Genomic DNA, 24,682 nt, shown 5'->3' with positions numbered 1-24,682 from the left:
CCCCTCCCCCATGTCCGTGTTCCGCGTTCTCGACCGGTTCCGCGTGTCCGGCACCGCCCGCATGACCGGCACCCACAAGTTCTCCGCCATCGGCGTCGTCGCGGCCACCGGCGCCGCCACCCTGGCGCTCGGCCTCGCCCCGGCGGACGCCGAGCAGGCCACCACCCCGCCCGAGGGGAAGCCCGCTTCCGCGCCGGTCCCGCTCCCGGTGGAGCCGGCCGCCCAGACCGAGGACCTCGCAGCCGGGCAGGGCGGCCTGCGGGCGCAGTTCTCCGGCTCCTACCAGCAGGCCCAGGCCGACGCCCGTGAGGCCGCCGCCGAGAAGGAGCGCGAGGCCGGGAAGGCCGCCGCCCGGGCCGAGGGGAAGGCCGAACGCGAGGCCGCCGCCGAACGCGGCTCCACCCGCGAGAAGGCCGCCGGCCGCTCGCACGACCGCGGCGGCTGGGGCGAGCGCGGCAACTGGGGCGAGCGCGACGGGAAGGCCCTGGAGCAGGCGTACGAGCACGAGCGGCGCGACACCGCCTCCTACCCGGACAACCTCGACGGGTGGATCCGCCAGGCCCTGGCCATCATGGAGCGCGAGGGCATCCCCGGCACCTACGAGGGCATCCACCGCAACATCATGCGCGAGTCCAGCGGCAACCCGAACGCGATCAACAACTGGGACGTCAACGCCCGCAACGGCATACCCTCCAAGGGACTGCTCCAGGTGATCCAGCCCACCTTCGACGCCTACCACGTCGAGGGCACCAAGTACGACCTGTACGACCCGGTGGCCAACATCGTCGCCGCGTGCAACTACGCCGCCGACCGGTACGGCTCCATGGACAACGTCGACTCGGCCTACTGACCGGCCGAGGGCCTCCTCCGTGCGGCCCGGCGGCCCGCTCACCACGAGCGGGCCGCCGGGCCGTCCGACGCGGGGGCCTGGCACCCTCGGTGTGTGAGCACCGCGCCTTCCCCGCACGACACCCTGGCCTCCCCCTCCCCTTCCCCCGCGGAACCGGGCGGGGCCGCCTCCGCGTCCCGCCGCGCCCGCAACCCCGTCGGCAGCCATGTCGCCGTCGCCGGCGGACTCGCCGCCAAGGGCCTGGCGTACGCCCGTGAGATCGGCGCCGAGGCCGTGCAGGTCTTCGTCGCCAACCCGCGCGGCTGGGCCACCCCGGCGGGCGACCCGAGGCAGGACGAGGCCTTCCGCACGGCCTGCGCGGACGAGGGGATCCCGGCCTACGTCCACGCGCCCTATCTGATCAACTTCGGTTCGCACACCGAGGCCACGGCCGAGCTGTCCGTGGTCTCCCTGCGCCACTCGCTGCGGCGCGCCCGGCACATCGGCGCCCTGGGCGTGGTCGTCCACACCGGCTCGGCCACCGGCGGGCGCGACCGCGCCACGGCGCTGGCCCAGGTGCGCGAGCGGATGCTGCCACTGCTTGGGGAACTGGACCCCGGCGAGGGATCACAGGACCCGTGGCTGCTGCTGGAGCCGACGGCCGGCCAGGGCGCCTCGCTGTGCGCACGGGCCGCGGAGCTGGGCCCCTACCTCGACGCCCTGGAACGGCACCCCCGGCTCGGGATCTGCCTGGACACCTGCCACGCATTCGCCGCCGGGCACGACACGGCGGCCGAGGGCGGCATGAAGGCGCTGCTGGACGAGGTGGTGGCGGTGGCCGGCGAGGGGCGGCTGCGGCTGGTCCACGCCAACGACTCCAAGGACGTCGCCGGCGCCCGCAAGGACCGCCACGCGAACATCGGCGCGGGCCGCATCGGCGCCGAGCCGTTCCGCGAGCTGTTCCGCCATCCGGCGACCGGGGGCGTGCCCCTGGTCATCGAGACCCCGGGCGGCGGGGAGGGGCACGCGGCGGATGTGGCCCGGCTGAAGGAGCTCAGGGGCTGACGCGCTCTCGGACGGCGGGAGGGGCCGTGTGGGGGGCTGCGGGGCCGGTTACGGTCCGGGGCCGTCCCCCGGCTCCTCCTGGTAGGAGTAGCGCTGCTCGTGCCAGGGGTCGCCGATGTTGTGGTAGCCCCGCTCCTCCCAGAAACCCCGGCGGTCGGCGGTCATGTACTCCACGCCCCGCACCCACTTGGGCCCCTTCCAGGCGTACAGATGGGGTACGACCAGCCGCACCGGGAAGCCGTGCTCGGCCGTGAGCGGCTCGCCGGCGCGGTGGGTGGCGAAGAGCGTGTGCTCGGCGGCGAAGTCCGCCAGCCGCAGGTTGGCGCTGTAGCCGTACTCGGCCCACACCATCACATGGGTGACCTCCGGCGCGGGCGGTACGAGTCCGAGGAGGGTGCGGGTGCGCACCCCGCCCCACTCGACGCCCAGCATGCTGAACCGGGTGACGCAGTGCAGGTCGGCGACCACCGTCTCGTGGGGCAGCGCCGAGAACTCCTCGTGCCTCCAGCCGTGCGTGCCCCCGTCGGCGGTAGCCCCGAAGACGCGGAACTCCCAGCGTTCGGGCCGGAACCTGGGAACAGGGCCGTAGTGCGTCACCGGCCAGCCGCGCTGGAGCCGCTGCCCCGGCGGAAGCTTCAGGCGCTCCCCTTCGCGGCTTTCCGGCTGAACCATGCCTCCATGGTGACAGACCACCGGAGATGCCCGTGACCGCGCCCTTACCACGGCCCGTGCGGGGAGCGGGCCGCACCGGTACAGGCGGCGGGTGACCGCTTGCCGGACCGGGTCCGCGTGCGGCGGGCGCGACGGCGCCGTGGGGCGCGGATCGCTGTGATCCGCGCCCCACGGCGCCGCTGTGTGCCGGTGCGTCTCAGCGCGTGCCGGTACGCGCCGGTGCGCCGGGGTGTCCGCCGTTCACTGGTCGCGGTACATCTCCGCCACCAGGAACGCCAGATCCAGCGACTGGCTGCGGTTCAGCCGCGGGTCGCAGGCGGTCTCGTAGCGCTGGTGCAGGTCGTCGACGAAGATCTCGTCGCCGCCGCCCACGCACTCGGTGACGTCGTCGCCGGTCAGCTCCACGTGGATGCCGCCCGGGTGGGTGCCCAGACTCTTGTGGACCTCGAAGAAGCCCTTGACCTCGTCCAGCACGTCGTCGAAGCGCCGCGTCTTGTGCCCGCTGGCCGCCTCGAAGGTGTTGCCGTGCATCGGGTCGCACACCCACACCGGCCGCGCGCCGGAGGCCGTGACCTTCTCCACCAGGGTGGGGAGCCTGTCGCGGATCTTGTCCGCCCCCATCCGGGTGATGAAGGTCAGCCGGCCCGGCTCGCGGTCCGGGTCCAGCCGGTCGATCAGCGTCAGGGCGTCCTCGGGCGTGGTGGTCGGCCCGAGCTTGACCCCGATCGGGTTGCGGACGCGGGAGGCGAACTCGATGTGCGCGCCCTCCAGCTGGCGGGTCCGCTCACCGATCCACACCATGTGGCCGGAGACGTCGTACAGGTTCCCCGTGCGGGAGTCCACCCGGGTCAGCGCCGACTCGTAGTCGAGGATCAGCGCCTCGTGCGAGGCGTAGAACTCCACCGTCTTGAACTCCTCCGGGTCCACCCCGCAGGCGTTCATGAAGTTCAGCGCCCGGTCGATCTCCCGGGCCAGTGCCTCGTAGCGCTGGCCGGAGGGGGAGTTCTTCACGAAGTCCTGGTTCCAGGCGTGCACCTGGCGCAGGTCGGCGTAACCGCCGGTGGTGAAGGCGCGCACCAGGTTCAGCGTCGCCGAGGACGCGTGGTACATCCGCTTGAGCCGCTGCGGGTCCGGGGTGCGGGCCTCGGAGGTGAACTCGAAGCCGTTGACGGAGTCGCCCCGGTAGGAGGGCAGGGTCACCCCGTCGCGGGTCTCGGTCGGCTTCGAGCGCGGCTTGCTGTACTGACCGGCGATCCGGCCCACCTTCACCACCGGGACGGACCCGGCGTAGGTGAGCACGGCCCCCATCTGGAGCAGCGTCTTGAGCTTGTTCCTGATCTGCTCGGCGGAGACGGCGTCGAAGGCCTCGGCGCAGTCGCCCCCCTGGAGCAGGAACGCCTCGCCCTTGGCGACGGACGCCAGGCGGGCGCGCAGCTGGTCGCACTCGCCCGCGAAGACGAGCGGCGGATAGGACTCGAGCTCGGCGATCACATCGCGCAGAGCCTCGGAGTCCGGCCATTCGGGCTGCTGCGCCGCGGGTAGGTCTCGCCAGGTGCGGGCACCGGCGTCGGGTTTGGCGTTCACGGTCACGCGTCCAGGTTACGGGGTGGGGTCAGCCGCTCCGCGCGCCTGACCGATGGGTGAGACGGAGCCTGCGGGGACGGAGGGGGCGGGGGTAGGGTGCGGGCATGCGCGCGCAGACGACGGTGCCGGCCGTGACGGCCGCAGCCTGGTGGTGGCCCGCCTCCTCGGCGGCCCGCCGACGCGCGCACTGATCCGTACGACGCGAAGGCCGCCCGAGGGGCGGCCTTCGCCGTTTCGCGCCGGCAGCCGGCGCGCGGGCCGTTCCCTCCCCGACAGGAAGGAACGAACCCGCTGTGAGAGACCGCACGAGCACCCCCGGGACCCCCGGCGCCCCTGACCCCGGCACCGGCGCGAGCGCCCTGGTGGAACGCCTGCTGGCCGACGACTGCCCGCCCTTCGCCCTGCTGCTGCGCCGCACCCCCGGCCGGGACGGGCGCACCGTCGAGGTGCTGCTCGGACCGGTCGGCGAGGTGGAGCGGCTGGCCGACGTCCCCGCCGACGGGCCGGGTGCCCTCGCCCTGGTGCCGTTCCGGCAGATCCGCGAACGCGGCTTCGAGGCGACCGACGACGGGACCCCGCTGTCGGTGCTCGTCCCCGACGAGATCCACGAGGTGCCCCTGGACGCCCTGGCGGCTGCGCTGCCCGGCCACGCGGTCCGCGTCACCGGCGGAGGCTTCGACGTGAGCGACGGCGCGTACGAGGAGATCGTGCGCCGGGTGGTCGAGGACGAGATCGGCTCCGGCGAGGGCGCCAACTTCGTCGTCCGCCGCACCTACCGGGGCGTGGTCGAGGGCTACGGCAGGGCCGACGCGCTGGCGCTGTTCCGGCGGCTGCTGGCCGGGGAGCGCGGTGCGTACTGGACGTACGCCGTGCACACCGGCGAGCGCACCCTGGTGGGGGCCAGCCCCGAGGTCCACGTCCGGATGAGCGGCGGAACGGTGGTGATGAACCCGATCAGCGGCACCTACCGCTATCCGGCCCAGGGACCGTCCGCGGAGGGCCTGCTGGAGTTCCTCGGCGACCGCAAGGAGACCGAGGAGCTGTCGATGGTGGTCGACGAGGAGCTGAAGATGATGTGCGCCGTCGGTGACATGGGCGGTGTGGTGGTCGGACCGCGGCTGCGGGAGATGGCCCATCTGGCGCACACCGAGTACGAGCTGCGCGGCCGCAGCACCTGGGACGTCCGCGAGGTGCTGCGCGAGACGATGTTCGCCGCGACCGTCACCGGCAGTCCGGTGGAGAACGCCTGCCGGGTGATCCGGCGCCACGAGGAGGGCGGGCGCGGCTACTACGCGGGCGCGCTGGCGCTGCTCGGCCGGGACGGCGGCGGCGCGCAGACGATGGACTCCCCCATCCTCATCCGCACCGCGGACATCGACGCGGCCACCGGCGAGGTGCGGGTTCCGGTGGGCGCCACGCTGGTGCGCGCCTCGGACCCGGCGAGCGAGGTCGCCGAGACCCATGCCAAGGCCGCCGGGGTGCTGGCCGCGCTGGGCGTGCGGACCGGCCCGGCCCGTCCGGCGGGGACGGCGGGGACGGCCGCGGGGACCGCCGGCGCGGCCGGGCAGACCGGGCAGACCGCACGGCCGCGCCTGGCGGACGACCCGCGGGTGCGGGCCGCGCTCGACGCGCGGCGCGCGGACCTGGCCCCGTTCTGGCTGCGGATGCGGACGTCCTCCCCCGGCGCCGGGCGCGGCGCGGTGCGCGGCCGGGCGCTGGTGGTGGACGGCGAGGACTCCTTCACCGCGATGCTGGCCCACCTGCTGCGCTCCACCGGGCTGGAGGTGGCGGTGCGGCGGTACGACGAGCCGGGTCTGCGCGAGGCGGCGCTCGCCCATCCGGGCCCGGTGGTGCTCGGCCCCGGCCCCGGCGATCCGCGCGACCGCGCCGACCCGAAGATGCGGGTGCTGCGCCCGCTCGCCGCCGAACTGCTGCACGGCCACCGGCACGGACTGCTGGGGGTCTGCCTGGGACATGAGCTGATCGCCGCCGGGCTGGGCCTGGAGCTGGTCCGCAAGGACGAGCCGTACCAGGGCGCGCAGGAGCGGATCGACCTGTTCGGCACGGAGCGGACCGTCGGCTTCTACAACTCCTACACCGCCCGCTGCGACGCGGAGCGGGCGCGGGAGCTGGCCTCGGAGGGGGTGGAGCTGAGCCGCGACCCGGCCTGCGGGGACGTGCACGCGCTGCGCGGGGCGCACTTCGCCGGGGTGCAGTTCCATCCCGAGTCGGTGCTGACGCTGGAGGGGGCGCGGATCACGGCCGATCTGCTGGCCGCCGTCCTGGTCTGAGGGTCCTCCGGCCGGGCCCCGCGCCGGGCGGCCCCAGAACCGGGCCGTCCCGGTCCGGAGGCCGGCACCGGCAGCCGCCCCGGTGCGGGGATCAGCCGAAGAAGACGCCGGCCTCCTCGTACAGCGACGGATCGACCGTCTTCAGCGCGGAGGTCGCCTCCGCCAGCCGAACGCGGGTGATCCGGGTGCCCTGAAGCGCCGTCATCGAGCCCCAGTCGCCCTGGTGCACCGCGTCGATCGCGTGCAGGCCGAAGCGGGTGGCCAGCCAGCGGTCGAACGGGCTGGGGGCGCCGCCGCGCTGGAGGTGGCCGAGCACGGTGGTGCGGGACTCCTTGCCGGTGCGCCGCTCGATCTCCCTGCCCAGCCACTCGCCCACCCCGGAGAGCCGGGCGCGGGGGTCCGCGCCCGGCAGCGGTGTGGTGCCGCGGCGCAGGGTGATCTCGCCCGACTCGGGCAGGGCGCTGTCGGCGATGACGACGATCGGGGCGTAGGTGGCCCGGAAGCGGGACTCGACCCACTCGCACACCTGCTCCACGTCGAAGGGCTGCTCGGGGATGAGGATGCAGTTGGCCCCGCCCGCCAGGCCCGAGTGCAGGGCGATCCATCCGGCGCTGCGCCCCATCACCTCCACCACCAGCACCCGTTTGTGCGACTCGGCGGTGGTGTGCAGCCGGTCGATGGCCTGGGTGGCGACACCGACGGCGGTGTCGAAGCCGACGGTGTAGTCGGTGAGGGGGATGTCGTTGTCGATGGTCTTGGGCACGCCCACCAGGGGGACGCCGTGGTCCTCGGCGAGCCGGGCCGCGACGCCGAGCGTGGCGGTCCCGCCGACCACGATCAGGGCGTCCAGCCGGTGCCGGGCGAGGGTGCCCAGCACCCTGTCGGCCCCCTCGCCCTCCGTCAGGGGGTTGGTGCGCGAGGAGCCGAGGATGGTGCCGCCGCGCGGCAGGGTGCCGCGCACGGCCCGGATGTCGAGCGGCACGGTCTCGTCCCGCAGCACACCGCGCCAGCCGTCGCGGAACCCGGTGAACTCGTCGCCGTACTCCTGCACCCCCTTGCGGACGATCGCGCGCAGCACCGCGTTGAGTCCGGGGCAGTCGCTGCCGCCGGTCAGCACTCCGACCCGCATGAGTCTCCCTTCACCGCCTGGTTTCCCGGTTTCCGGCCTCCTTCGGCGGGTTCCCCCGATCCGGCGGAACCACCGGCCGGCCGCCCCGGCCACGCTAGCGGCGGTACGGGCGGCGGGTGCGGCGGAACGCCGGAACGGACGGCGGGCGGCGGGCGGCGGGCGGCGGGCGGCTCAGGCGTCGTCCAGGCCCCGTTCGATCGCGTAGCGCACCAACTCCACCCGGTTGTGGAGCTGGAGCTTGCCCAGGGTGTTCTGCACATGGTTCTGCACGGTGCGGTGCGAGATGACCAGCCGCTCGGCGATCTGCTTGTACGACAGCCCCTTGGCGACCAGCCGCAGCACCTCGGTCTCCCGCTCGGTCAGCCGGGGCGCGCCGGGCTCGTCGCGTCCGCGCGGCGCGGGGTCGCCGGCCAGCCGCCGGTACTCGCCGAGCACCAGCCCGGCCAGCCCCGGCGTGAACACCGGATCCCCCTCCGCCGTGCGGCGCACGGCCTCCAGCAGCTCCTGCGTGCTCGCCGACTTCACCAGATAGCCCGTCGCCCCGGACTTCACCGCCTCCAGCACGTCCGCGTGCTCACCGCTCGCGGAGAGCACCAGCACCCGGGGGCCGGCGGACCCGCCGGCGGGTTTGGAGCCGACGAGCTGCCTGCACACCTCGACGCCCGGCAGTCCGGGCAGGTTGAGGTCGAGGACGAGGACGTCCGGCCCGGCGGCCCGTGCCCGGCGCACCGCCTGGGGGCCGTCCCCGGCGGTGGCCACCACGTCGAAGCCCGCCTCGGCCAGGTCGCGGGCGACCGCGTCCCGCCACATCGGGTGGTCGTCGACGACCATCACCCTTACGGCCCCGTCGCCGCGCCCGCCGTTCCCACCGGTCGCACTCGTCATCACTTGGGCACCCTCAGCTCGACTTCCGTCCCCTGTCCCGGCACCGACAGCAGCTCCGCGCCGCCGCCCAGGTCCCGCAGCCGGCCGCGGATGGACAGCGCCACGCCCATACGGCCCTCGGCCTCCGCGTCCTCCAGCCGTCCGGGCGGGATGCCGGGCCCGTCGTCCCGTACGGTCACCACCACGGCGTCCGGCTCGTCCTCCAGCAGGATCCACGCCTGCGCCTCCTCGCCCGACGGGCCCCGCGCGTGTGTGCGCACATTGTCCAGGGCGGCGCCGACCGCCGCGGCCAGTTCCCGGGCGGCTGCCGCGGGCAGCGGCACCGGGGCGCCGGGCTCGGCGAAGGAGACCCTGCTCCCGGCGTACGCGGACAGCAGCGCGCGCACGTCGCGGTCCCCGCCGTCCTCCCCGCGCCCCGCGCCCCTGCCCTGCGGCGGCACGGCGGCCGTGGAGACCGGGGAAGCCGGAGAGGCCGGGGAAACCGGAGCGGGGCCCCCGGCGGCGCGGGACTCGGAGACCTCGGGCACCACACCGCTGGAGACCAGCGTGCGCAGCGCCGCCTCCTGCTCCCCCGCCAGCCGCCCCAGCTCGGCCGCCTCGCCGCCGACGGCGGTGCCGCGGCGCTGCACCATGGCCAGCACCTGGAGCACGCTGTCGTGGATGTCCCGGGCCAGGCGCTCCCGCTCGCGGGTGGCCGCCTCGATCCGGAGCGCGCGCGCCAGGGTGCGCTCGCTGGCGCGCGCCACCTCGACGACGTAGCCGATGGCGGTGCTCGCGATGCACACCAGCAGCACGTTGTGCACGGTGTCCTGCGCGAAGCCCCCCGCCGCGGCCACGTTCGCGGCGCCTACCAGCAGCGAGGCCCCGGCGGCCCGGCGCCAGCCCTTCTTGATCGCGAAGCCGAGCACCGCGCCTGCCGTCCATATCGACGGCAGGGTCGGGCCGCCGGCGTCGATGCGCGCCTGGGTGTCCACCACCGGTGTCAGCAGGATGCCGGCGAGCGCGACGGCCAGCTCCACCGCCAGGAAGGGCGGTGTGCAGCGCTCGGCCGAGGAGACCCGGCGGACGGTCGCCAGCGTCCACACCGCCAGGACGGCGAGGTAGGCGCCCGCGCCCAGCGGATGGACGTACTCGCCGTAGGCGTGGGCGTACAGCGCCAGCGCGTACCCCATGGTGAGCACCCGGTAGGCCGTCAGCGCCCTCCACAGCGGCTGCTCGACGGACATCCCCGCGGCCATCGCCACGCCCCCGCACCTCCCCCGGCGGCTCCTAGGCCGCTCTGTCGTCGCCCCCACCGCCCCCGGCTGCCTTCCCGGGCCCCCCGGCTCCCCCGGGCTCCCCGTCCTGCCGGGTCTTGTCGCCCACGCACGCCTTCCCGGCCCTGTGCCGCGCGGCACGCCCGGCCTTCTCCGCCTTCTCCCGCTCCGTGATCTGCCGCTTGGCGGCCGTGGCGTACATGTCGACGTACTCCTGGCCGGACAGCTTCATGATCTCGTACATGACCTCGTCGGTGATCGACCGCAGGACGAAGCGGTCGCCGTCCATGCCCTGGTAGCGGCTGAAGTCCAGGGGCCTGCCGATCCGGATGCCGGGCCGCATCAGCTTCGGGACGACCTTGCCCGGCGGCTGGATCTTCTCGGTGTCGATCATCGCGATGGGGACGACGGGCGCGCCGGTGGCCAGTGCCACCCGGGCCAGCCCGCCCGGCTTGCCGCGGTAGAGGCGGCCGTCCGGGGACCGGGTGCCCTCGGGGTAGATGCCGAACAGCTCACCGCGCTCCAGCACCTGGATGCCACTGCGGACCGCGGCCTCGCCCGCGCCCCGTCCGCCCGAACGGTCCACCGGGAGCTGGCCGATGCCCTTGAAGAACGCCGCCGTCAGCCGGCCCTTGACGCCCGGGGTGGTGAAGTACTCCGCCTTGGCGATGAAGGTGACCTTGCGGTCCAGGACCGCGGGCAGGAAGAAGGAGTCCGAGAACGACAGGTGGTTGCTCGCGAGGATGGCCGGCCCCTCGGCCGGGATGTTCTCCAGGCCCTCCACCCAGGGACGGAACGCGAGCCTGAGCCCGTTCCCGAGGGAGAGCTTCATGACGCCGTACAACAACCGAGGAACCTCCTGTGTCTGCCGGTAAGACCATATCCCGCCGGCACCGGCTTCCCTCCCCGTTCCGCTCCCGCGCGGGCCGTCCGGCCTACCCGGTCACCGCCCGCACGCGTAGGGTGGCAGCACCCCCGCCCGCCCCCGCCGGGCGCCCCACCGAGTCGACCACCGAACGGAGATCCACGGTGTCCCTGCTCCCCGGTGCCGAACCGCTGCGCCACGACGGCGGCGAGGTCGGCGTCCTGCTGTGCCACGGTTTCACCGGCTGCCCGCAGTCGATGCGCCCCTGGGCCCGCCATCTGGCCGACAGGGACCTGACCGTCTCGCTGCCGCTGCTGCCCGGCCACGGCACGCGCTGGCAGGACCTGGCGGTCACCGGCTGGCAGGACTGGTACGCGACCGTCGAGCTCGAACTGCGCCGGCTGCGCGAGCGCTGTGAGCAGGTCTTCGTCTGCGGCCTGTCGATGGGCGGGGCGCTCGCGCTGCGGCTGGCCGCCCTGCACGGCGACGCGGTCAGCGGGGTCGTGGTGGTCAACCCGGCGGCCACCCTCCCGCGGATCCAGGGGTACGCGCTGCCCTTCCTGCGCCATCTGGTCCCCTCCACCAGGGGCGTCACCGGCGACATCGCCAGGGAGGGCGCGGTCGAGGTCGGCTACGACCGGGTGCCGCTGCACGCCGCCCACTCCCTGCACGAGCTGCTGCGGACGGTGCGCGGGGAACTGCCCCGGGTCACCCGGCCGCTGCTGCTCCTGCACAGCCGGGTGGACCACGTCGTCCCCCCCTCCGACTCCGCGCTGATCCTCGAGCGGGTCTCCTCTCGCGACGTCACCGAGACGGTGCTGGAGCGGAGCCTGCACGTGGCCACGCTGGACCACGACGCGGAGCGGATCTTCGCGGACTCCTACGGATTCATCACCCGCCTCGCAGCGAGGAAGACGGCACGTGACGGATCGTGAGCAGGGTCGCGGCGAGGGCCCGGAGCCCCTGGACGAGGAGGCCGCCTGGGCCCAGATCGTGGCCGCCTACGGGAAGGAGCCCGAGAGCCCTCCGAACCGGGAGCGGCGCGGCGGCGGGGCCGGGGAGCCCGGCGAGGAAGGCGGGACCGCCGAGGGGGGCGGGACCGTCGAGGGGGGCGGCGAGCGCTCCGGGCCGGAGGCCGGCGACTCCCCGGTGCGCGGCTTCACCGTGTACGCGGCCGGTTCCGGACCGCGCGACTGGAGCCCGGCCGAGCCGTCCGAGGGCGACCTCGGCGAGGACGACGAGGGCCACTTCGTGCCGCCCGAGCCCCCGCCGCTGCCCAAGGGGGACCCCGCGAGCCGCTTCGCCTGGCTGGCGGTCCTGGGCGGTCCGCTGCTGCTGATGCTGACCATCCTGTTCCAGCAGCCGGTGACGTGGTGGATCGCCACCCTGGGCATCGGCGGGTTCCTGGGCGGTTTCGCGGCGCTGGTGGCGCGGATGCGCGACGACGAGGACGACGACTTCGAGGATCCGGGGCGCGGCGCCGTGGTCTGACGGGCCGGCCGGGCCGGTGGAGGGGCCCGCGCTGGGCGGGAGGGGCCGGACCTACGCGGCGGGGACGCGCAGGGCGGCCAGGACCGGCAGGTGGTCGGTGGCCGCCCTCAGGTCCGCGTCGGCGACACCCGGGAGGCCGGCGGGCACGCCGCAGCCCAGCACCTCCACCGCCCCGGTGGCCAGCACGGCGTCGATGCGCTTGCGGGGCCCGGCCGCGGTCGAGGTGAGTTCGCCGCCCCACGCCCTGGTGGCCCAGCCGTCCTGGAGGCCGGCGGCCAGACGGCGGAAGGCCCGGCCGTCCGGCTCGTCGTTGAGGTCGCCGGCCACCACCCCGGCGTCCGCTCCCATGCCCGCCAGGCGGTCCAGGACCATCCCGGCCTGGGCGTACCGCTCCTTCTCGGCCAGGCTGAGGTGGCAGCAGACCACCGCCAGCCGGGCGGAGGGGCCGAAGCGAAGCACCGCCGTGGCCAGGCCGCGGCGGTGCAGGCCGGGGGTGCGCGGCAGCAGTACGTCCTCGCTGCGCTCCACGTGGGCGCGGAGCGAGGACAGGATCATCGGTCCGGTGGCGGTCGCCCCTCCGGTGACGTACACCAGGCCCGTCTCCCGGGCGAGGCGGGCCGCGTACTTGCGCCAGCGGAAGAAGCGGGGCGCCTCCTGGGCGCAGAGGACGTCGGGCGCGCAGGCCCGGACGACCCGGGCCAGCGCGTCCGTGTCGTCGCGCATGGAGCGGATGTTGTAGCTCATCAGCCGGACGACGGCCGAGCCGTCGGGTTCGGTGCGGGACGCGGGCAGGCCCCCGGGCGCCGTGCGCCCGGGCTCAGGTCCGGTTCCGGTCCCGGAGAGGTCTCCGTTCCCGGCGGCCTCGCTCACCCGCGTCCCCTGTGCCGTCAGCCCTGGCGGGCCAGGTCGGCCGCGCCCACCAGACCGGCCCTGCCTCCGAGCTGGGCGGCGAGCACCTGGGCGTGCGGGCGCCACTGACCGCCCACCAGCCAGCGGCGGAAGGACTTGCGGATCGGTTCGAGGACGAGGTCGCCCTCGTCCGAGACGCCGCCGCCGACGATGAACGCGGAGGGGTCGAAGAGGGAGGCCAGGTCGGCCAGTCCCGCCCCGGCCCAGCGGGCCAGCTCACGGAAGGAGTCGACGGCCACCGGGCAGCCCTGCCGGGCGGCCTGGCTGATGTGCCGGCCCTCGATGCCCTCCGGGGTCCCGTCGCCCAGGGCGAGCAGGATCTTCGCGTTCTCGGGGGTGGCGTTGGCACGCTGGCGGGCGTAGCGGACCAGGGCGCGGCCCGAGGCGTACTGCTCCCAGCAGCCCTGGCTGCCGCAGCCGCACAGCAGGCCGTCGGGGACGACCCGGACGTGGCCGAACTCGGCCGCGACGCCGAACCGTCCGCGGTGGAGCTTCCCCCCGATGATGATGCCGCCGCCCAGTCCGGTGCCGAGCGTGATGCACACGACGTCGTCGTGGCCCTGGCCGGCGCCGAAGCGGTACTCGCCCCAGGCCGCTGCGTTGGCGTCGTTCTCGACGACGACCGGGAGGCCGACGCGCTGCTCCACCTCGTCCTTGAGCGGCTCGTTGCGCCACTTGATGTTGGGGGCGAACAGGACGGTGGCCCGCTTGTCGTCGACGTAGCCGGCGGCGCCGATGCCGACCGCCTCGATCTCGTGCCCGGTGCTGACGGTGCGGACCGCCTCCGCTATGGCGTCGATGACGCCCTCGGCGGTGGACGGGGTGGGCACCGTGCTGGTTTCGAGGATCGCGCCCTCTTCGTCGACCACGCCGGCCGCGATCTTCGTACCGCCGATGTCGACGCCGATGGTGAGTCCCATGTGTCCCTCAGTTACTCGGTCGATCCCCGCTGTGCACAACCGTACCGGAGGGCGGAGGCTTGAACGGACCGACTGCGAAACCGAACCCGGTCCGTACAAGGCCTGAACACTGTCCGAACGCTGTCCCAATACCGCCCGGGCGCTGCCCGAAGGCGTTGCGGCCTGGGCGGGAGCCGGAGCTCAGGTCAGTCGAGGTCGATCCGCTGGGACCCGGTCGGACCCTCTTCCCCGCCGCCCCCGCCCTTACCGTCCTTCCCCTCCTGCCCGTTCCCGGCCGCGCCGCGGTCCTCTTCCCGCCCGGCCCGGCCGGCGCCGTCCTCCGCCGCGCCGCCGCCCGCTCCCTGGCGGGTCCAGCGCCCCTCCTGGTCCGTCACCGCGGCGCGGTAGGCGGCCAGCAGCTCGCCGCCCGCGGCGGCGAGGTGGTCGAAGACCTCCGGGTTGCGTTCGACGACGGGTTCCACCGCCGCTCTGGCACGGTCGGCGAACTGGGCGAACTGCCGCACCGCGCCCCGGGCGGCGGGACCGGCCAGCGGCCCTCCGAGTTCGGTGAGCTTCCCCGTGACCGCCTCGGCCAGCTTGAGCAGCTCCTCGGCGGCGCTCCCCGGCTCAGTCCCGTACCGCTCGCGGCGGCGCTCGCGCTCGGCTGCGAGGTCCTCCTCGCAGGCGGTGGCCCAGGCGTCGGAATCGGCGCCGGGGTCTGCGTGGAAGGGGCGCTCGGTGGCATCGCTCATGGCGGGCTCCTGGGGCGGTGGCTGCGATGGGACCGCGTCGGTCCGCGGCGTGTGGCGGAGGACCGCCCGGCGGGCGGGCCCTCCTCTTCGACGTTACCCGAACGCCCCGGCGGCGCCGGGTGCCCCGGACCGGCTCCCTCAGTCCCCCACGGGCCACAGACCGTGCTCGGGCTCGAAGCGCACCGTCAGCTCGCCGTCGGCCAGCCGGGCGCCGGCCACCGCGCAGCGGCACAGCGCGGCGGGCAGCGGCAGCACCCTGCGGAACGGGCCGGTGGTGACGACGACCTCGTCGCCGCGGCGCACCAGGGACAACGTCTCGCGGACGGCGCCGGGCAGCGGCAGCCGCCACAGCAGGACGCCCTCGTCCGCCAGCCGGTCCTCCACCGTCCACGGCCCCCCGGCCCGGTCCCCGTCCGGGGCGGTTCCGGACGGCGGGCCGGGCCGGGGGCCGGGGGGCGGGATCCGCTCGGCCAGTTCGCCGAGGTCGGCCGGGCCCTGCGGCTCCCGTCCCAGGTGCGGCAGTTCGCACACGGCCGCCGGGCCGGCCGGGCAGTCGTCCAGCAGCTCCTTGAGCGCCTTCCGCTGCCGGGACGCCAGGCCCGCCAGCCAGGGATCGGGCGAGGCGGTGGGCAGCAGCCGGTTGGCGACCACGGCGTCCAGTTCCAGGCCGTGCAGCGCGAGTCCGGCCCGGGCGGCGCGCAGCGCGCGGACGGCGGCGGGGCCGGGCTCGACGACCAGCCGCACGGTCGTCCCCGGCGACTCGACCACCGCCTGCACGGCGGCGAGTTCGCGGTCCAGCCGGCCGGCGGCCCCGTAGAGCGAGCGGGCGGGCATCGGCACCCCTGCGAGCTGGGCCAGAACCGGCCGCAGCGCGCGGGCGGCCTGGCGCTCGGGCGGCAGCAGCCGTCGCAGCCAGCGCCGGGTGTGCTCGGGCAGGGCCAGGGTGCGCAGGGCCCGCCCGACCGGCGGCATGTCGGCCACGACCAGGTCGTACGGGCCGTCCCCCGCGCGGTCGTGCGCGGCCGGGTCGTGCGCGGCCGGGTCGTGCGCGGCCGGGTCGTGCGCCGCGCGCAGGGCGCGCAGCAGGGCGAAGGCGTCGGCCCCGGGCGGCTCGGCCAGCTCGTCGTCGTCCAGCGGCTCGGCGCCCAGCAGGTCCAGGGCGGAGCGGGCGCGTTCCTGGAGGGCGACGGCGCGGGACCGGAAGTCGGCGCCGGAGTCGAGGCGGGACAGGACCAGGCCGGGCGCGACCTCGCGGGGCGCTTCCTCCCCGTCCGTACCGCCTGTGCCGAACAGCGCCCCCAGCAGGGCCGGATCCTCGGCGCTGAGCAGCAGCGTGCGGCGGCCGCTGCGGGCCGCCGCCAGCGCGGTGGCGGCGGCGACGGTGGTGCGGCCGCCGCCCCCGATGCCGGTGACCAGGACCGTGCGCGTCCGGTCGCCCTCCGCGCTCAGGGCTTGGCTCCGCTCTCGACCCGCTTCTTCAGCCCGTCCAGGGCGCGGTCGATGATGACCTTCTCGGCCTTGCGCTTGATCATGCCGAGCATGGGGATCTTCACGTCCACGGTGAGCTGGTAGGTCACCTCGGTGCGGCTGCCGCCGTCGAGGGCCCGCAGGCGGTACACGCCGTCCAGGGTGCGCAGCATCTGCGACCTCACCAGGGACCAGCGGACCTCCTCGGGACCGGTCCACTCGTAGGCGAGGGTGTGCTCGTCCCGGATGGCCCCGGCGTCGAGCAGCAGCCGCACCTGCCCGGCCCGGCCGCGGTCGTCGGTGGAGAGCACCTCGGCCTCCTTGACCTCGCCGGTCCACTCCGGGTAGCGCTCGAAGTCGGCGATCACTTCCATCACCTCGGCCGGTGCCGCCTCGACGATGATGCTCGACCTGGTGTGCTCGGCCATCCCTGTGGCTCCTCCGCGTTGCTGCGCCCGGCTCGTGGTCCGCCGCCGTCTGCGGGGGAAGGCTACCGCGCGCGGACGCGGGGGCCCGCCCGCCCCCGCCTCCCCGTGCACCCCTGCTCCCCTCCGCCCGGCGCCGTCACCACTCCAGGGCCCAGGGCCTGCCGGTGGCGTTGAAGTGGCCGACGTTCACGCACTCGGTCCGGCCGATCCGCGTGCGCCGCACCAGGGGCTGGTGGACGTGGCCGAAGAGCGCGTACCGGGGCCGCACCGCGTGGACGGCCTCCAGCAGCGCCTCGCTGCCGCGCTCGAAGCGGCGGGCGACGGTGTCGTAGCACAGCTCGGGCACCAGGGGCGGGATGTGGGAGCACAGTACGTCGACCTCGCCGAGAGCGGCGACCTTGGCCGCGTACGTCTCCTCGTCGACCTCGAAGGGCGTGCGCATCGGGCTGGGCAGCCCGCCGCCGACGAAGCCGAAGCGCAGGCCGCCGATGTCGGCCGTCCGCCCGTCCAGGACGGTGATGCCCTCACGGGCGTACTCGGGCCACAGCGCGGGGATGTCCACGTTGCCGTAGGTGGCGTACGTGGGGGCGGGGAAGGCTGCGAACAGCTCGGCGTACTGGCGGCGCACGGCCGCCTCCACCGCCCCCGCCTTGTCGACGTCGGCCCAGAGCCGGGCCGACAGCTCGCGGGCCTCGTCGAAGCGGCGCGCGGTGCGCAGCCCGACGTACCGGGTGGTGTTCTCCGCTCCGAAGAGGTCGGGGAAGATGCCGCGGGTGTGGTCGGCGTAGTCGATGAACAGCACGAGGTCGCCCAGGCAGACCAGTGCGTCCGCGCCCTCGCCGGCCGCGGCCAGGTCCCGGCTGTTGCCGTGTACGTCGCTCACCACATGGACTCGCATGAGGCCACCCTAGAACCCGTGCCCCGGCGCGCGGAGGGCCCGCGCGCACCCCCTTGGACCTGCGTCTCCTTCGTGGCCGCCGGGTGTGTGGACTACCCTGCTGGTGACAGTCCCGTGGTGTGTGACGCACCGAACATCTCGGCGCCACCCCCTATCCCGAGCACCGTACCGGTGGGTAACGTCCGTGGCCGTCCACCCTCAAGACGTCTGTCTTGGGCCAGAGCCGACGGAGGTCCGTTTCCCGGCGGATCCGCGGCGGCGCCGATGAGGAGCATCAGTTTTGCGCGAGTTCAGCCTTCCGGCCCTGTACGAGGTGCCCGCGGACGGAAATCTGACCGATCTCATCCGCCGCAACGCCACACAGCACCCCGGCCTCCCCGTCATCGCCCGCAGGAACGCCGAGGGCGGCTGGGAGGACCTGACCGCCCGGGAGTTCCTGGCGGAGGTGCGGGCCACCGCCAAGGGCCTGATCGCGGCGGGCGTGCGCCCCGGTGACCGGATCGGCCTGATGTCGCGCACCCGTTACGAGTGGACGCTGCTGGACTTCGCCGTCTGGAGCGCCGGCGCGGTGACCGTGCCCATCTACGAGACCAGCTCGCCGGAGCAGATCCAGTGGATCCTGTCCGACTCCGGTGCGGTCGGCTGCGTCGTGGAGACCGGCGCCCACGCCGCCGCGGTGGAGTCCGTGCGCGACCGGCTGCCCCGGCTGGCGGACCTGTGGACCATCGACGAAGGCGCGGTGCGGAAACTGGCCGACTCCGGGACGCAGGTGGCCGACGCGGTCCTGGAGGAGCACAGCGGCGCCGCCGACGCCGACGCCCCGGCCACCATCGTCTACACCTCCGGCACCACCGGCCGCCCCAAGGGCTGCGTCCTGTCCCACCGGGCGTTCTTCGCCGACTGCGGCAACGTGGTCGAGCGGCTCAAGCCGCTGTTCACCCCCGGTGAGGGCTCGGTGCTGCTCTTCCTGCCGGTCGCCCACGTCTTCGGCCGCATGGTGCAGATCGCGGCCGTCATGGCGCCGATCCGGCTCGGGCTGAGCCCCGACATCAAGCGGCTCACCGACGACCTGGCCGGCTTCCGCCCGACGCTGGTCCTGGGCGTGCCGCGGGTGTTCGAGAAGGTCTACAACTCGGCGCGGGCCAAGGCCCAGGGCGAGGGCAAGGGCAGGGTCTTCGACCGGGCCGCCGACACCGCGATCGCCTACAGCCGCGCGCTGGACACCGCCTCGGGCCCCTCGCTGGGCCTGAGGCTGAAGCACAGACTCTTCGACAAGCTGGTCTACGGCAAGCTGCGCGCGGTCCTCGGCGGCCGGGCCACCCACGCCATCTCCGGCGGCGCGGCACTGGGCGAGCGGCTGGGGCACTTCTACCGCGGCATCGGCTTCACCGTGCTGGAGGGCTACGGCCTGACCGAGTCCTGCGCGCCCACCGCCTTCAACCCCTACGACCGCCCGAAGGTCGGCACGGTCGGGCAGCCGCTGCCGGGCTCGACGGTCCGCATCGGCGACGACGGCGAGGTGCTGCTGCGCGGTGAGCACCTGTTCAGCGGCTACTGGAACAACGAGGCCGCCACCGCCGAGGCGATGGAGGACGGCTGGTTCCACACCGGCGACATCGGCACCCTCGACGAGGACGGCTACCTCACCATCACCGGCCGCAAGAAGGAGATCCTGGTGACGGCGGGCGGCAAGAACGTCGCCCCGGCCGTCATCGAGGACCGCATCCGGGCCCACGCCCTGGTCGCCGAGTGCATGGTGGTCGGCGACGGCCGCCCGTTCGTCGCCGCGCTGATCACGCTGGACGAGGAGTTCCTGCCCCGCTGGGCCGAGGAGCACGGCAAGTCCGGCCTGTCCGGGAAGCGGTTGCTGGAGGACCCCGAGCTGCTGGCGGCCGTCCAGCAGGCGGTGGACGACGGCAACGCGGCCGTCTCCCGTGCGGAGTCGGTGCGCAAGTTCCGCCTCCTGGCGACCCAGTTCACCGAGGACTCGGGCCATCTGACGCCCTCGATGAAGCTCAAGCGCGGTGTGGTCGCCAAGGACTTCGCGCCGGAGATCGAGGCGCTCTACGCGTAACGCGGCGCCCGCCGCACGCCCTTGGCCCGGCTCTGCCGGAACGAGCGAGGACCGGCCCGGTCCGGACGGGATCCCGTCCGGGCCGGGCCGGTCCGGCGTTCGCCCCCCCCTCCGGACGGGCCCGGAAAGCCCGCGCGGCGGCGCGCTAGAGCAGTGCCCGCAGCCGCTCGGCCAGCAGGTCCCAGCGCCAGCGCTCCTCGACCCACTCACGGCCGCGCTCGCCCATCCGGCGGCGCAGCGCGGAGTCCTTCAGCAGGTTCACGATGCGGTCGGCCGTCTCCGCGGCCGCCCCGCCGCCGGGAGCGCCACCGCGCACCACCCAGCCGGTCTCCCCGTCCAGCACGGCGTCGGGGGCGCCGCCGGAGTCGCCGGCGACGACCGGCAGCCCGGTCGCCGACGCCTCCAGGTAGACGATGCCGAGCCCCTCCACGTCGAGCCCGCCGCGGCGGGTGCGGCAGGGCATGGCGAAGACGTCGCCCGCGCCGTAGTGGGCGGGCAGTTCCTCCCAGGGCACCGCGCCGGTGAAGCGGACCGAGCCGGCCACACCGGTCTCCTGCGCCAGCTTCCGCAGCGCCGGCCCGTACGGCCCGCCGCCGACGATCAGCAGCACCGCCTCGGGCACCTCGGCCAGGATCCGCGGCATGGCACGGACGAGGGTGTCCTGGCCCTTGCGCGGCACCAGCCGCGAGACGCACACCACGACCGGCCGGCCGGCCAGGCCCAGCCGCTCCCGTACGGCGTCGCCGCCGGAGCCGGGGTGGAAGGTCTTCTCGTCGACGCCCGGCGGCAGATGGACCATCCGCGCAGCCGCCCCGCCGGTGAGCGCGGCGGCTATCCGGGAGCGGGTGTACTCGCCGAGGTAGGTGAGGGTGTCGGTGCCCTCGCCGATGCGCCGCAGCAACTGCCGGGCGGCCGGCAGCCGGGCCCAGCCGGCCTCGTGGCCGTGGGTGGTCGCCACCAGCCGCCGCGCCCCCGCCCGGCGCAGGGCGGGGGCCATCAGCCCCAGCGGTGCCGCCGCCCCGAACCACACCGACGTGCAGCCGTGCTCGCGCAGGAGCGAGGTCGCGCGGCGCGTCACGCGCGGGGTCGGCAGCAGCATGGTCGTGGAGTCGCGCACGACGGTGAAAGGCTGCTCCGCGTCGAAGCGCGCGGTGGCCTCGGCGCCCTCCCGGCCGCGCTTCCAGGTCGAGGCGTAGACGACGACCCGCTCCGGGTCCAGCCGCAGCGCCATGCTGTGCAGGAAGGCCTGGATGCCGCCGGGGCGGGGCGGGAAGTCGTTGGTGACGATCAGGGTCTTGTCCATCGCCGCCGACAGTACCCGCTGCCCCCGGGGCACCGGGGCTGCACCCGGTACGGTCGGTCCATGCGCCTTCTCGTCGCGGCCTGGGCCGCCACCCGGACCGTGGTGCTCCTGTGCGTGTTCAAGGTGATCACGGTGCCGGGGCCGGACGTCACCAGCGACGTCTCGGTGATCTACCAGGGCTGGTACCGGGTGCTGAGCACGGGTGTCTTCCCGCCGGACGACGTCACCTGGCAGTACCCGCCCGCCGCGGCGCTGGCGATCCTCTCCCCCGCGCTGCTGCCCTTCCTGGAGTACCCGGCCGCGTTCTACGTGCTGGCCTGCGCCGCCGACGCCGCCGCGTTCGCGCTGCTGCTGTACGCCTCCCGGCGCGGCGGGCGGCGGGAGCCGGGCCGCGGCCGCGCGGGCGTGTGGGTGTGGGTGGCCGGGGTGCCGCTGCTGGGGCCGACGGTGTACGCCCGCTACGACCTGATGGTCACCGCCGTCGCGGTCGCCGCGCTGCTGGCGCTGTCCCGCAGCCCGCGCACGGCCGGGGCGCTGGCGGCCTTCGGGGCGCTGCTGAAGGTGTGGCCCGCGCTGCTGCTGGTGGGCACGCCGCGCGGGCGCGTCACCCGCGCCGTGTGGGGCTCGGCCGTGGCGGCGGCTCTGGTGCTGACCGCCGCCTTCGCCGCCGCCATGCCCGGCGCGCTGGACTTCCTCACCCACCAGCGCGACCGCGGCACCGAGGTCGAGTCGGTGGGCGCCCTGGTCTTCCATGTGGCGCGGCACTTCGGCTGGGAGGGCCGGGTGCTGCTGAACTACGGCTCGGTGGAGTTCCTGGGTCCGTACGTGGACCTGGTGAGCACCGCGGCGCTGCTGTGCACCGCCGCCGCCTTCGGCTGGCTGCTGCGGTGGCGGCTGCGCGCGGTGGAGTGGACGGCCAGCACCGCGGCGGACGCCGCGTTCGCCGCGGTGCTGCTGTTCACCGTCACCAGCCGGGTCATCAGCCCGCAGTACATGGTCTGGCTGGTGGGTCTGGCGGCGGTGTGCGTGACGCTGCGCACCGGCCGGCAGGGGCTTCCCGCACTGCTGGTGGTCGTGGCGGCGGGGGTGACGCTGCTGGAGTTCCCCCTCAACTTCGGCAGCGTGGTGGCCAGTGACGCGCTGGGCATCACCCTGCTGGTGGTGCGCAACGGGCTGCTGGTCGCCGCCGCGGTGCTGGCCTGCGCCCGGCTGTGGCGCACGACGGTGACCGACCCCCTGCGCCGTGCGGAGGGGGTCCCCGGGGACGGCGGGGACGGGGACGAGCGGGGGAAGGGCGCAAGAGCGCCGGAGCCGGAGGGCGGGCTGGTCTCCCGGTGAGGCACCCCGTGCGGCGCCCCCGCGGCGCGGCCGTACGCGCTACCGTGCGCCCAGCTCCCGCCGTACGTACTCGCGCCAGCGCGTGGTGAGCCCGTCCATACCGGTGCCGAGCACCTCGCGGACCACCGGGTCCATGCCGCCGCCGGATCCGCCCGCCGCCAGATACAGCTCGACCAGTTTCTCCTCGCCCCACCGCTGTGCCACCATCCGGCACAGCAGCCAGCCGCTCTCGTAGGAGCGGGCGAGCCGGTCGGCGTCCCCGGCGAAGGCGAACTCCTCGTCCGTCGGCAGTCTCCGGGGCACCTCGCCCTCGCGGACGGCGCCGGCCAGCAGGGGGGCGATCCGGTCGGGCGACCGGTCCACTCCCCGGTAGGCGGCCCAGTCGGCGAAGCCCTCCGACAGCCACATCGGGGTGGACTCGGTGGTGTGCTCGCGGGTGGCCACATGGGTGACCTCGTGGGTCATGACGATCCGCCGCCCCTCCTCGCCCAGCAGCCAGTAGGCCTCCGGGTTGACCACGATCCGCCCGGCGGGCGCTCCGCCCCGTCCGCCCGCCTCTCCGGTGGTGACGGCGGCGATGCCCCGGTAGGAGGAGGGCGGGCCGTCCAGGAGCCCGGCCATCCGCTCCAGTGTGGCTGGGGCCTGGACCAGCACCCGGCGCGGCCAGTCGCGCGGCCAGACGGCGTCGGCGCCGGGGACCGCGCGGTCGGCGTCGTCCGCCAGCGCGCGCAGGTCGAACTCCGGGCGGCCGACCCCCAGCACCAGGCTCCGCTCGCCGCGCACGACGGTCATCTCCCCCTGTTCCCAGAGCTGCTGGGTACTGCGACGGCCGCCGGACGCGCCGTCGCCGTCGGAGGAGACGTACCAGCGGCCCTTCCGCTCGGTGAGGGTCAGGTACTCCACGTCCCGCACCGGTGCGGGGTCGTGGCCCTCGAGCCGGTAGCGCAGTTCGGCCCGGACCGCGATCCGCCGGGGGCCGGCTCCCCGGTCCCCGGCGTCCTGCCCGCCCGCGTCGCGCGGCAGCGGGAAGGCGTCGTCGCCGGTGGCGGTGACGCGGTAGGCCCAGTGGTCGACCGGCAGCCGGGCGAGGTTGCCGAACACCGTGCGCTGGGCGTCCCGGTAGCCGTCCGCGCGGGGATCGACGGTGGCCAGGTAGGCCTCGCGGTCACCGGTGAGCACCGCCTCGGCCTGGCGGTCCAGCACCGCCTGGAGCAGTCCGCGCTCCGCGGCGCCCTCCTCCGCCCGTTCCACGCAGCCCGGCTGGAACGCCAGCAGCCCGGCCACCAGTACGGCCGGTACCGCCGACGCCCTCCGCCACCTCCGTGTCACACCGCTGATCGTACGGTCCCGGCCCCGGGTGCGCGGAGAACCGGGAGCGCGGAGGCCCGGGAGCGGGGAGGCCGGGGGCCGGGAACGGAGAAGCGGGCCCGGGGTCAGGGGCGGGGTCGGGGTCAGGGGCGGACCACGGCGGCGACCGGCATCATCCCGACCGGGTCGTACCGCACCCGCGCCCCGGGGCGCGGGGCGTGGAGGACCTGTCCGCCACCGACGTACATCCCCACGTGGCTGGCGTCCGAGCGGTAGACGACCAGGTCGCCGGGGAGCGCCCGCTCCAGCGGTACGTGCCGCCCGGCGTGCAGCTGTCCCTGCGAGGTGCGCGGCAGGAAGACCCCGGCCCGGGCGTACGCCCAGGAGGTCAGGCCCGAGCAGTCGAAGGCGTGGGGGCCGGCCTGGCCCCAGGCGTACGGCGCGCCGACCGCCCCGCGGGCCGCGGCGACCGCCGCGGCGGCCCGTGACGAGGGAGCCGGTTCCATCGGCGCGGCGGGACGTCCGGCGCCGCGCGAGGCGTGCCCGCGGGCGGCACGCTCCCCGGGCGGGAGCCGGTTGAGCAGCCGCTGGGCGGCTCCGAGCTTGCGCTGCACGGTCTCGCGGTGCTCGCCCAGTGCCTCGCGCTGGCGCCGCAGTTCGGCGAGTTTCCCGCCGGCCTCGGTGCGCTGCTGCTCCAGCGCGCGCACCGCGCTGCGGAACGCCTTGAGCTTGGCCGCCTGGCGGCTGTTGATCCGGTCGAGGGTGGCGGCCTTGGCGAGGTACTCCTCCGGCCCCTCGGACAGGAGCAGCGCGAGGGCCGGGTCGATGCCGCCGGAGCGGTACTGCGCGCTCGCCAGGGAGCCCAGGTCCCCGCGCATCCGGTTGACCCTGGCCTGGTCGCGGGCGGCTCCGTCCTGGGCCCGCTCGACCTGCTCGCGCAGATCCTCCACGCGTTCGGAAACGGTGTTGTAGCGCTCGGTGGCCCGCTCCGCGTCGGCGTAGAGCCGGTCCACGCGCGCGCCCAGCGCGGCGGGGGCCGGACCGTCCGCGGGATCGGCTCCCGCCGGGGCCGCCGTCAGCACCGCCGCCGCGCCCGCGGCGGCGGACAGCGCGGTGACCCTGGTGCCCAGCCCGGACAGGCCGGAAGGGGAGGCGCGCCGGCGGGAGCCGGGACGGCGGGGGGCGTGTCGGGGCGAAGGCTGCGAGACCACGGCGGAACCGCTCTCCCTTCCGCTTCGA

General features: G+C 75.2%; 22 protein-coding genes. 7 read left to right on the top strand and 15 right to left on the bottom strand.

Translation table 11 applies throughout. The features are described 5' to 3' along the window. Positions 1 to 10 precede the first annotated feature (10 nt). Together ACGRHY_RS20525 and ACGRHY_RS20520 are read left to right on the top strand one after the other, a co-directional pair. Positions 11 to 850 (top strand): transglycosylase SLT domain-containing protein, encoded by an 840-nt coding sequence (locus ACGRHY_RS20525; protein ID WP_394636783.1) that lies wholly within the window; start codon positions 11 to 13, stop codon positions 848 to 850. 93 nt (positions 851 to 943) lie between these two features. Next, entirely contained in the window at positions 944 to 1,894 is a 951-nt protein-coding gene (locus tag ACGRHY_RS20520; RefSeq protein ID WP_394636782.1) for a deoxyribonuclease IV, read from the top strand. Between the two features lie 48 nt (positions 1,895 to 1,942). On the opposite strand, the gene ACGRHY_RS20515 is transcribed toward ACGRHY_RS20520, so the two are convergent. Continuing rightward, positions 1,943 to 2,566 (bottom strand): sulfite oxidase-like oxidoreductase, encoded by a 624-nt coding sequence (locus tag ACGRHY_RS20515; RefSeq protein WP_394636781.1) that lies wholly within the window; start codon positions 2,564 to 2,566, stop codon positions 1,943 to 1,945. A gap of 240 nt (positions 2,567 to 2,806) precedes the next feature. Then, positions 2,807 to 4,156, bottom strand: a complete 1,350-nt coding sequence (locus ACGRHY_RS20510) for a class II 3-deoxy-7-phosphoheptulonate synthase (RefSeq protein ID WP_394636780.1) — start codon at positions 4,154 to 4,156, stop codon at positions 2,807 to 2,809. Positions 4,157 to 4,509: 353 nt separating this feature from the next. On the opposite strand from ACGRHY_RS20510, the gene ACGRHY_RS20505 reads away from it, so the two are divergent. Beyond that, the gene (locus tag ACGRHY_RS20505) at positions 4,510 to 6,441 is read left to right on the top strand and encodes an anthranilate synthase family protein (RefSeq protein ID WP_394638134.1); all 1,932 of its coding nucleotides are present in this window, start codon (positions 4,510 to 4,512) and stop codon (positions 6,439 to 6,441) included. 91 nt (positions 6,442 to 6,532) lie between these two features. On the opposite strand, the gene ACGRHY_RS20500 is transcribed toward ACGRHY_RS20505, so the two are convergent. From ACGRHY_RS20500 to ACGRHY_RS20485, 4 genes are all read right to left on the bottom strand, one after another. Further along, positions 6,533 to 7,570, bottom strand: a complete 1,038-nt coding sequence (locus tag ACGRHY_RS20500) for a 6-phosphofructokinase (protein WP_394636779.1) — start codon at positions 7,568 to 7,570, stop codon at positions 6,533 to 6,535. 171 nt (positions 7,571 to 7,741) lie between these two features. Next, positions 7,742 to 8,455: a response regulator gene (locus tag ACGRHY_RS20495; RefSeq protein WP_394636778.1), complete on the bottom strand. Its 714-nt coding sequence runs from the start codon at positions 8,453 to 8,455 to the stop codon at positions 7,742 to 7,744. After that, complete coding sequence (macS, locus tag ACGRHY_RS20490; protein ID WP_394638133.1) at positions 8,455 to 9,693, bottom strand: MacS family sensor histidine kinase; 1,239 nt, start codon at positions 9,691 to 9,693, stop codon at positions 8,455 to 8,457. The genes ACGRHY_RS20495 and macS overlap by 1 nt, the downstream gene beginning before the upstream one ends. Before the next feature lie 31 nt (positions 9,694 to 9,724). Next, on the bottom strand, positions 9,725 to 10,543 hold the full coding sequence (locus tag ACGRHY_RS20485; protein WP_394636777.1) for a lysophospholipid acyltransferase family protein: 819 nt from the start codon (positions 10,541 to 10,543) through the stop codon (positions 9,725 to 9,727). 197 nt (positions 10,544 to 10,740) lie between these two features. On the opposite strand from ACGRHY_RS20485, the gene ACGRHY_RS20480 reads away from it, so the two are divergent. Together ACGRHY_RS20480 and ACGRHY_RS20475 are read left to right on the top strand one after the other, a co-directional pair. Continuing rightward, positions 10,741 to 11,511: an alpha/beta hydrolase gene (locus tag ACGRHY_RS20480; protein ID WP_394636776.1), complete on the top strand. Its 771-nt coding sequence runs from the start codon at positions 10,741 to 10,743 to the stop codon at positions 11,509 to 11,511. Beyond that, positions 11,498 to 12,067 (top strand): hypothetical protein, encoded by a 570-nt coding sequence (locus tag ACGRHY_RS20475; protein ID WP_394636775.1) that lies wholly within the window; start codon positions 11,498 to 11,500, stop codon positions 12,065 to 12,067. Before ACGRHY_RS20480 ends, ACGRHY_RS20475 begins: the two co-directional genes overlap by 14 nt. A gap of 51 nt (positions 12,068 to 12,118) precedes the next feature. On the opposite strand, the gene ACGRHY_RS20470 is transcribed toward ACGRHY_RS20475, so the two are convergent. The 6 genes from ACGRHY_RS20470 to ACGRHY_RS20445 all read right to left on the bottom strand — a co-directional run bounded on the left by ACGRHY_RS20470 (position 12,119) and on the right by ACGRHY_RS20445 (position 17,420). Beyond that, entirely contained in the window at positions 12,119 to 12,811 is a 693-nt protein-coding gene (locus tag ACGRHY_RS20470) for an endonuclease/exonuclease/phosphatase family protein (protein WP_394638132.1), read from the bottom strand. Between the two features lie 143 nt (positions 12,812 to 12,954). Further along, positions 12,955 to 13,896 (bottom strand): ROK family glucokinase, encoded by a 942-nt coding sequence (locus ACGRHY_RS20465; protein ID WP_394636774.1) that lies wholly within the window; start codon positions 13,894 to 13,896, stop codon positions 12,955 to 12,957. A gap of 185 nt (positions 13,897 to 14,081) precedes the next feature. Further along, a complete protein-coding gene (locus tag ACGRHY_RS20460; protein ID WP_394636773.1) occupies positions 14,082 to 14,627 on the bottom strand; it encodes a DUF5304 family protein in 546 nt (181 codons plus the stop codon). Positions 14,628 to 14,765: 138 nt separating this feature from the next. Beyond that, complete coding sequence (locus ACGRHY_RS20455; RefSeq protein ID WP_394638131.1) at positions 14,766 to 16,043, bottom strand: ArsA family ATPase; 1,278 nt, start codon at positions 16,041 to 16,043, stop codon at positions 14,766 to 14,768. Between the two features lie 29 nt (positions 16,044 to 16,072). Continuing rightward, positions 16,073 to 16,522, bottom strand: a complete 450-nt coding sequence (locus ACGRHY_RS20450) for an SRPBCC family protein (protein ID WP_394636772.1) — start codon at positions 16,520 to 16,522, stop codon at positions 16,073 to 16,075. 136 nt (positions 16,523 to 16,658) lie between these two features. Beyond that, positions 16,659 to 17,420 carry a metallophosphoesterase family protein gene (locus ACGRHY_RS20445; protein WP_394636771.1) on the bottom strand — a complete coding sequence of 254 codons (762 nt, stop codon included), beginning with the start codon at positions 17,418 to 17,420 and terminating at the stop codon, positions 16,659 to 16,661. A gap of 280 nt (positions 17,421 to 17,700) precedes the next feature. On the opposite strand from ACGRHY_RS20445, the gene ACGRHY_RS20440 reads away from it, so the two are divergent. Next, entirely contained in the window at positions 17,701 to 19,494 is a 1,794-nt protein-coding gene (locus ACGRHY_RS20440) for an AMP-dependent synthetase/ligase (RefSeq protein ID WP_394636770.1), read from the top strand. 145 nt (positions 19,495 to 19,639) lie between these two features. On the opposite strand, the gene ACGRHY_RS20435 is transcribed toward ACGRHY_RS20440, so the two are convergent. Then, positions 19,640 to 20,797, bottom strand: a complete 1,158-nt coding sequence (locus ACGRHY_RS20435) for a glycosyltransferase family 4 protein (RefSeq protein WP_394636769.1) — start codon at positions 20,795 to 20,797, stop codon at positions 19,640 to 19,642. Positions 20,798 to 20,857: 60 nt separating this feature from the next. On the opposite strand from ACGRHY_RS20435, the gene ACGRHY_RS20430 reads away from it, so the two are divergent. Continuing rightward, positions 20,858 to 22,135 carry a glycosyltransferase 87 family protein gene (locus ACGRHY_RS20430; protein WP_394636768.1) on the top strand — a complete coding sequence of 426 codons (1,278 nt, stop codon included), beginning with the start codon at positions 20,858 to 20,860 and terminating at the stop codon, positions 22,133 to 22,135. A gap of 39 nt (positions 22,136 to 22,174) precedes the next feature. Here the strand turns inward: ACGRHY_RS20430 and ACGRHY_RS20425 are convergent, their stop codons facing one another. Continuing rightward, positions 22,175 to 23,464 carry a hypothetical protein gene (locus ACGRHY_RS20425; RefSeq protein ID WP_394636767.1) on the bottom strand — a complete coding sequence of 430 codons (1,290 nt, stop codon included), beginning with the start codon at positions 23,462 to 23,464 and terminating at the stop codon, positions 22,175 to 22,177. A 122-nt stretch (positions 23,465 to 23,586) separates the two neighbouring features. Beyond that, positions 23,587 to 24,654, bottom strand: a complete 1,068-nt coding sequence (locus ACGRHY_RS20420) for a C40 family peptidase (RefSeq protein ID WP_394636766.1) — start codon at positions 24,652 to 24,654, stop codon at positions 23,587 to 23,589. Between the last annotated feature and the right edge of the window lie 28 nt (positions 24,655 to 24,682).

The organism is Streptomyces shinuiensis (assembly GCF_043660855.1).
In the GTDB taxonomy this organism is placed as follows: Bacteria; Actinomycetota; Actinomycetes; order Streptomycetales; family Streptomycetaceae; genus Streptomyces.
This window is presented reverse-complemented; position numbering and strand designations above follow the sequence as displayed.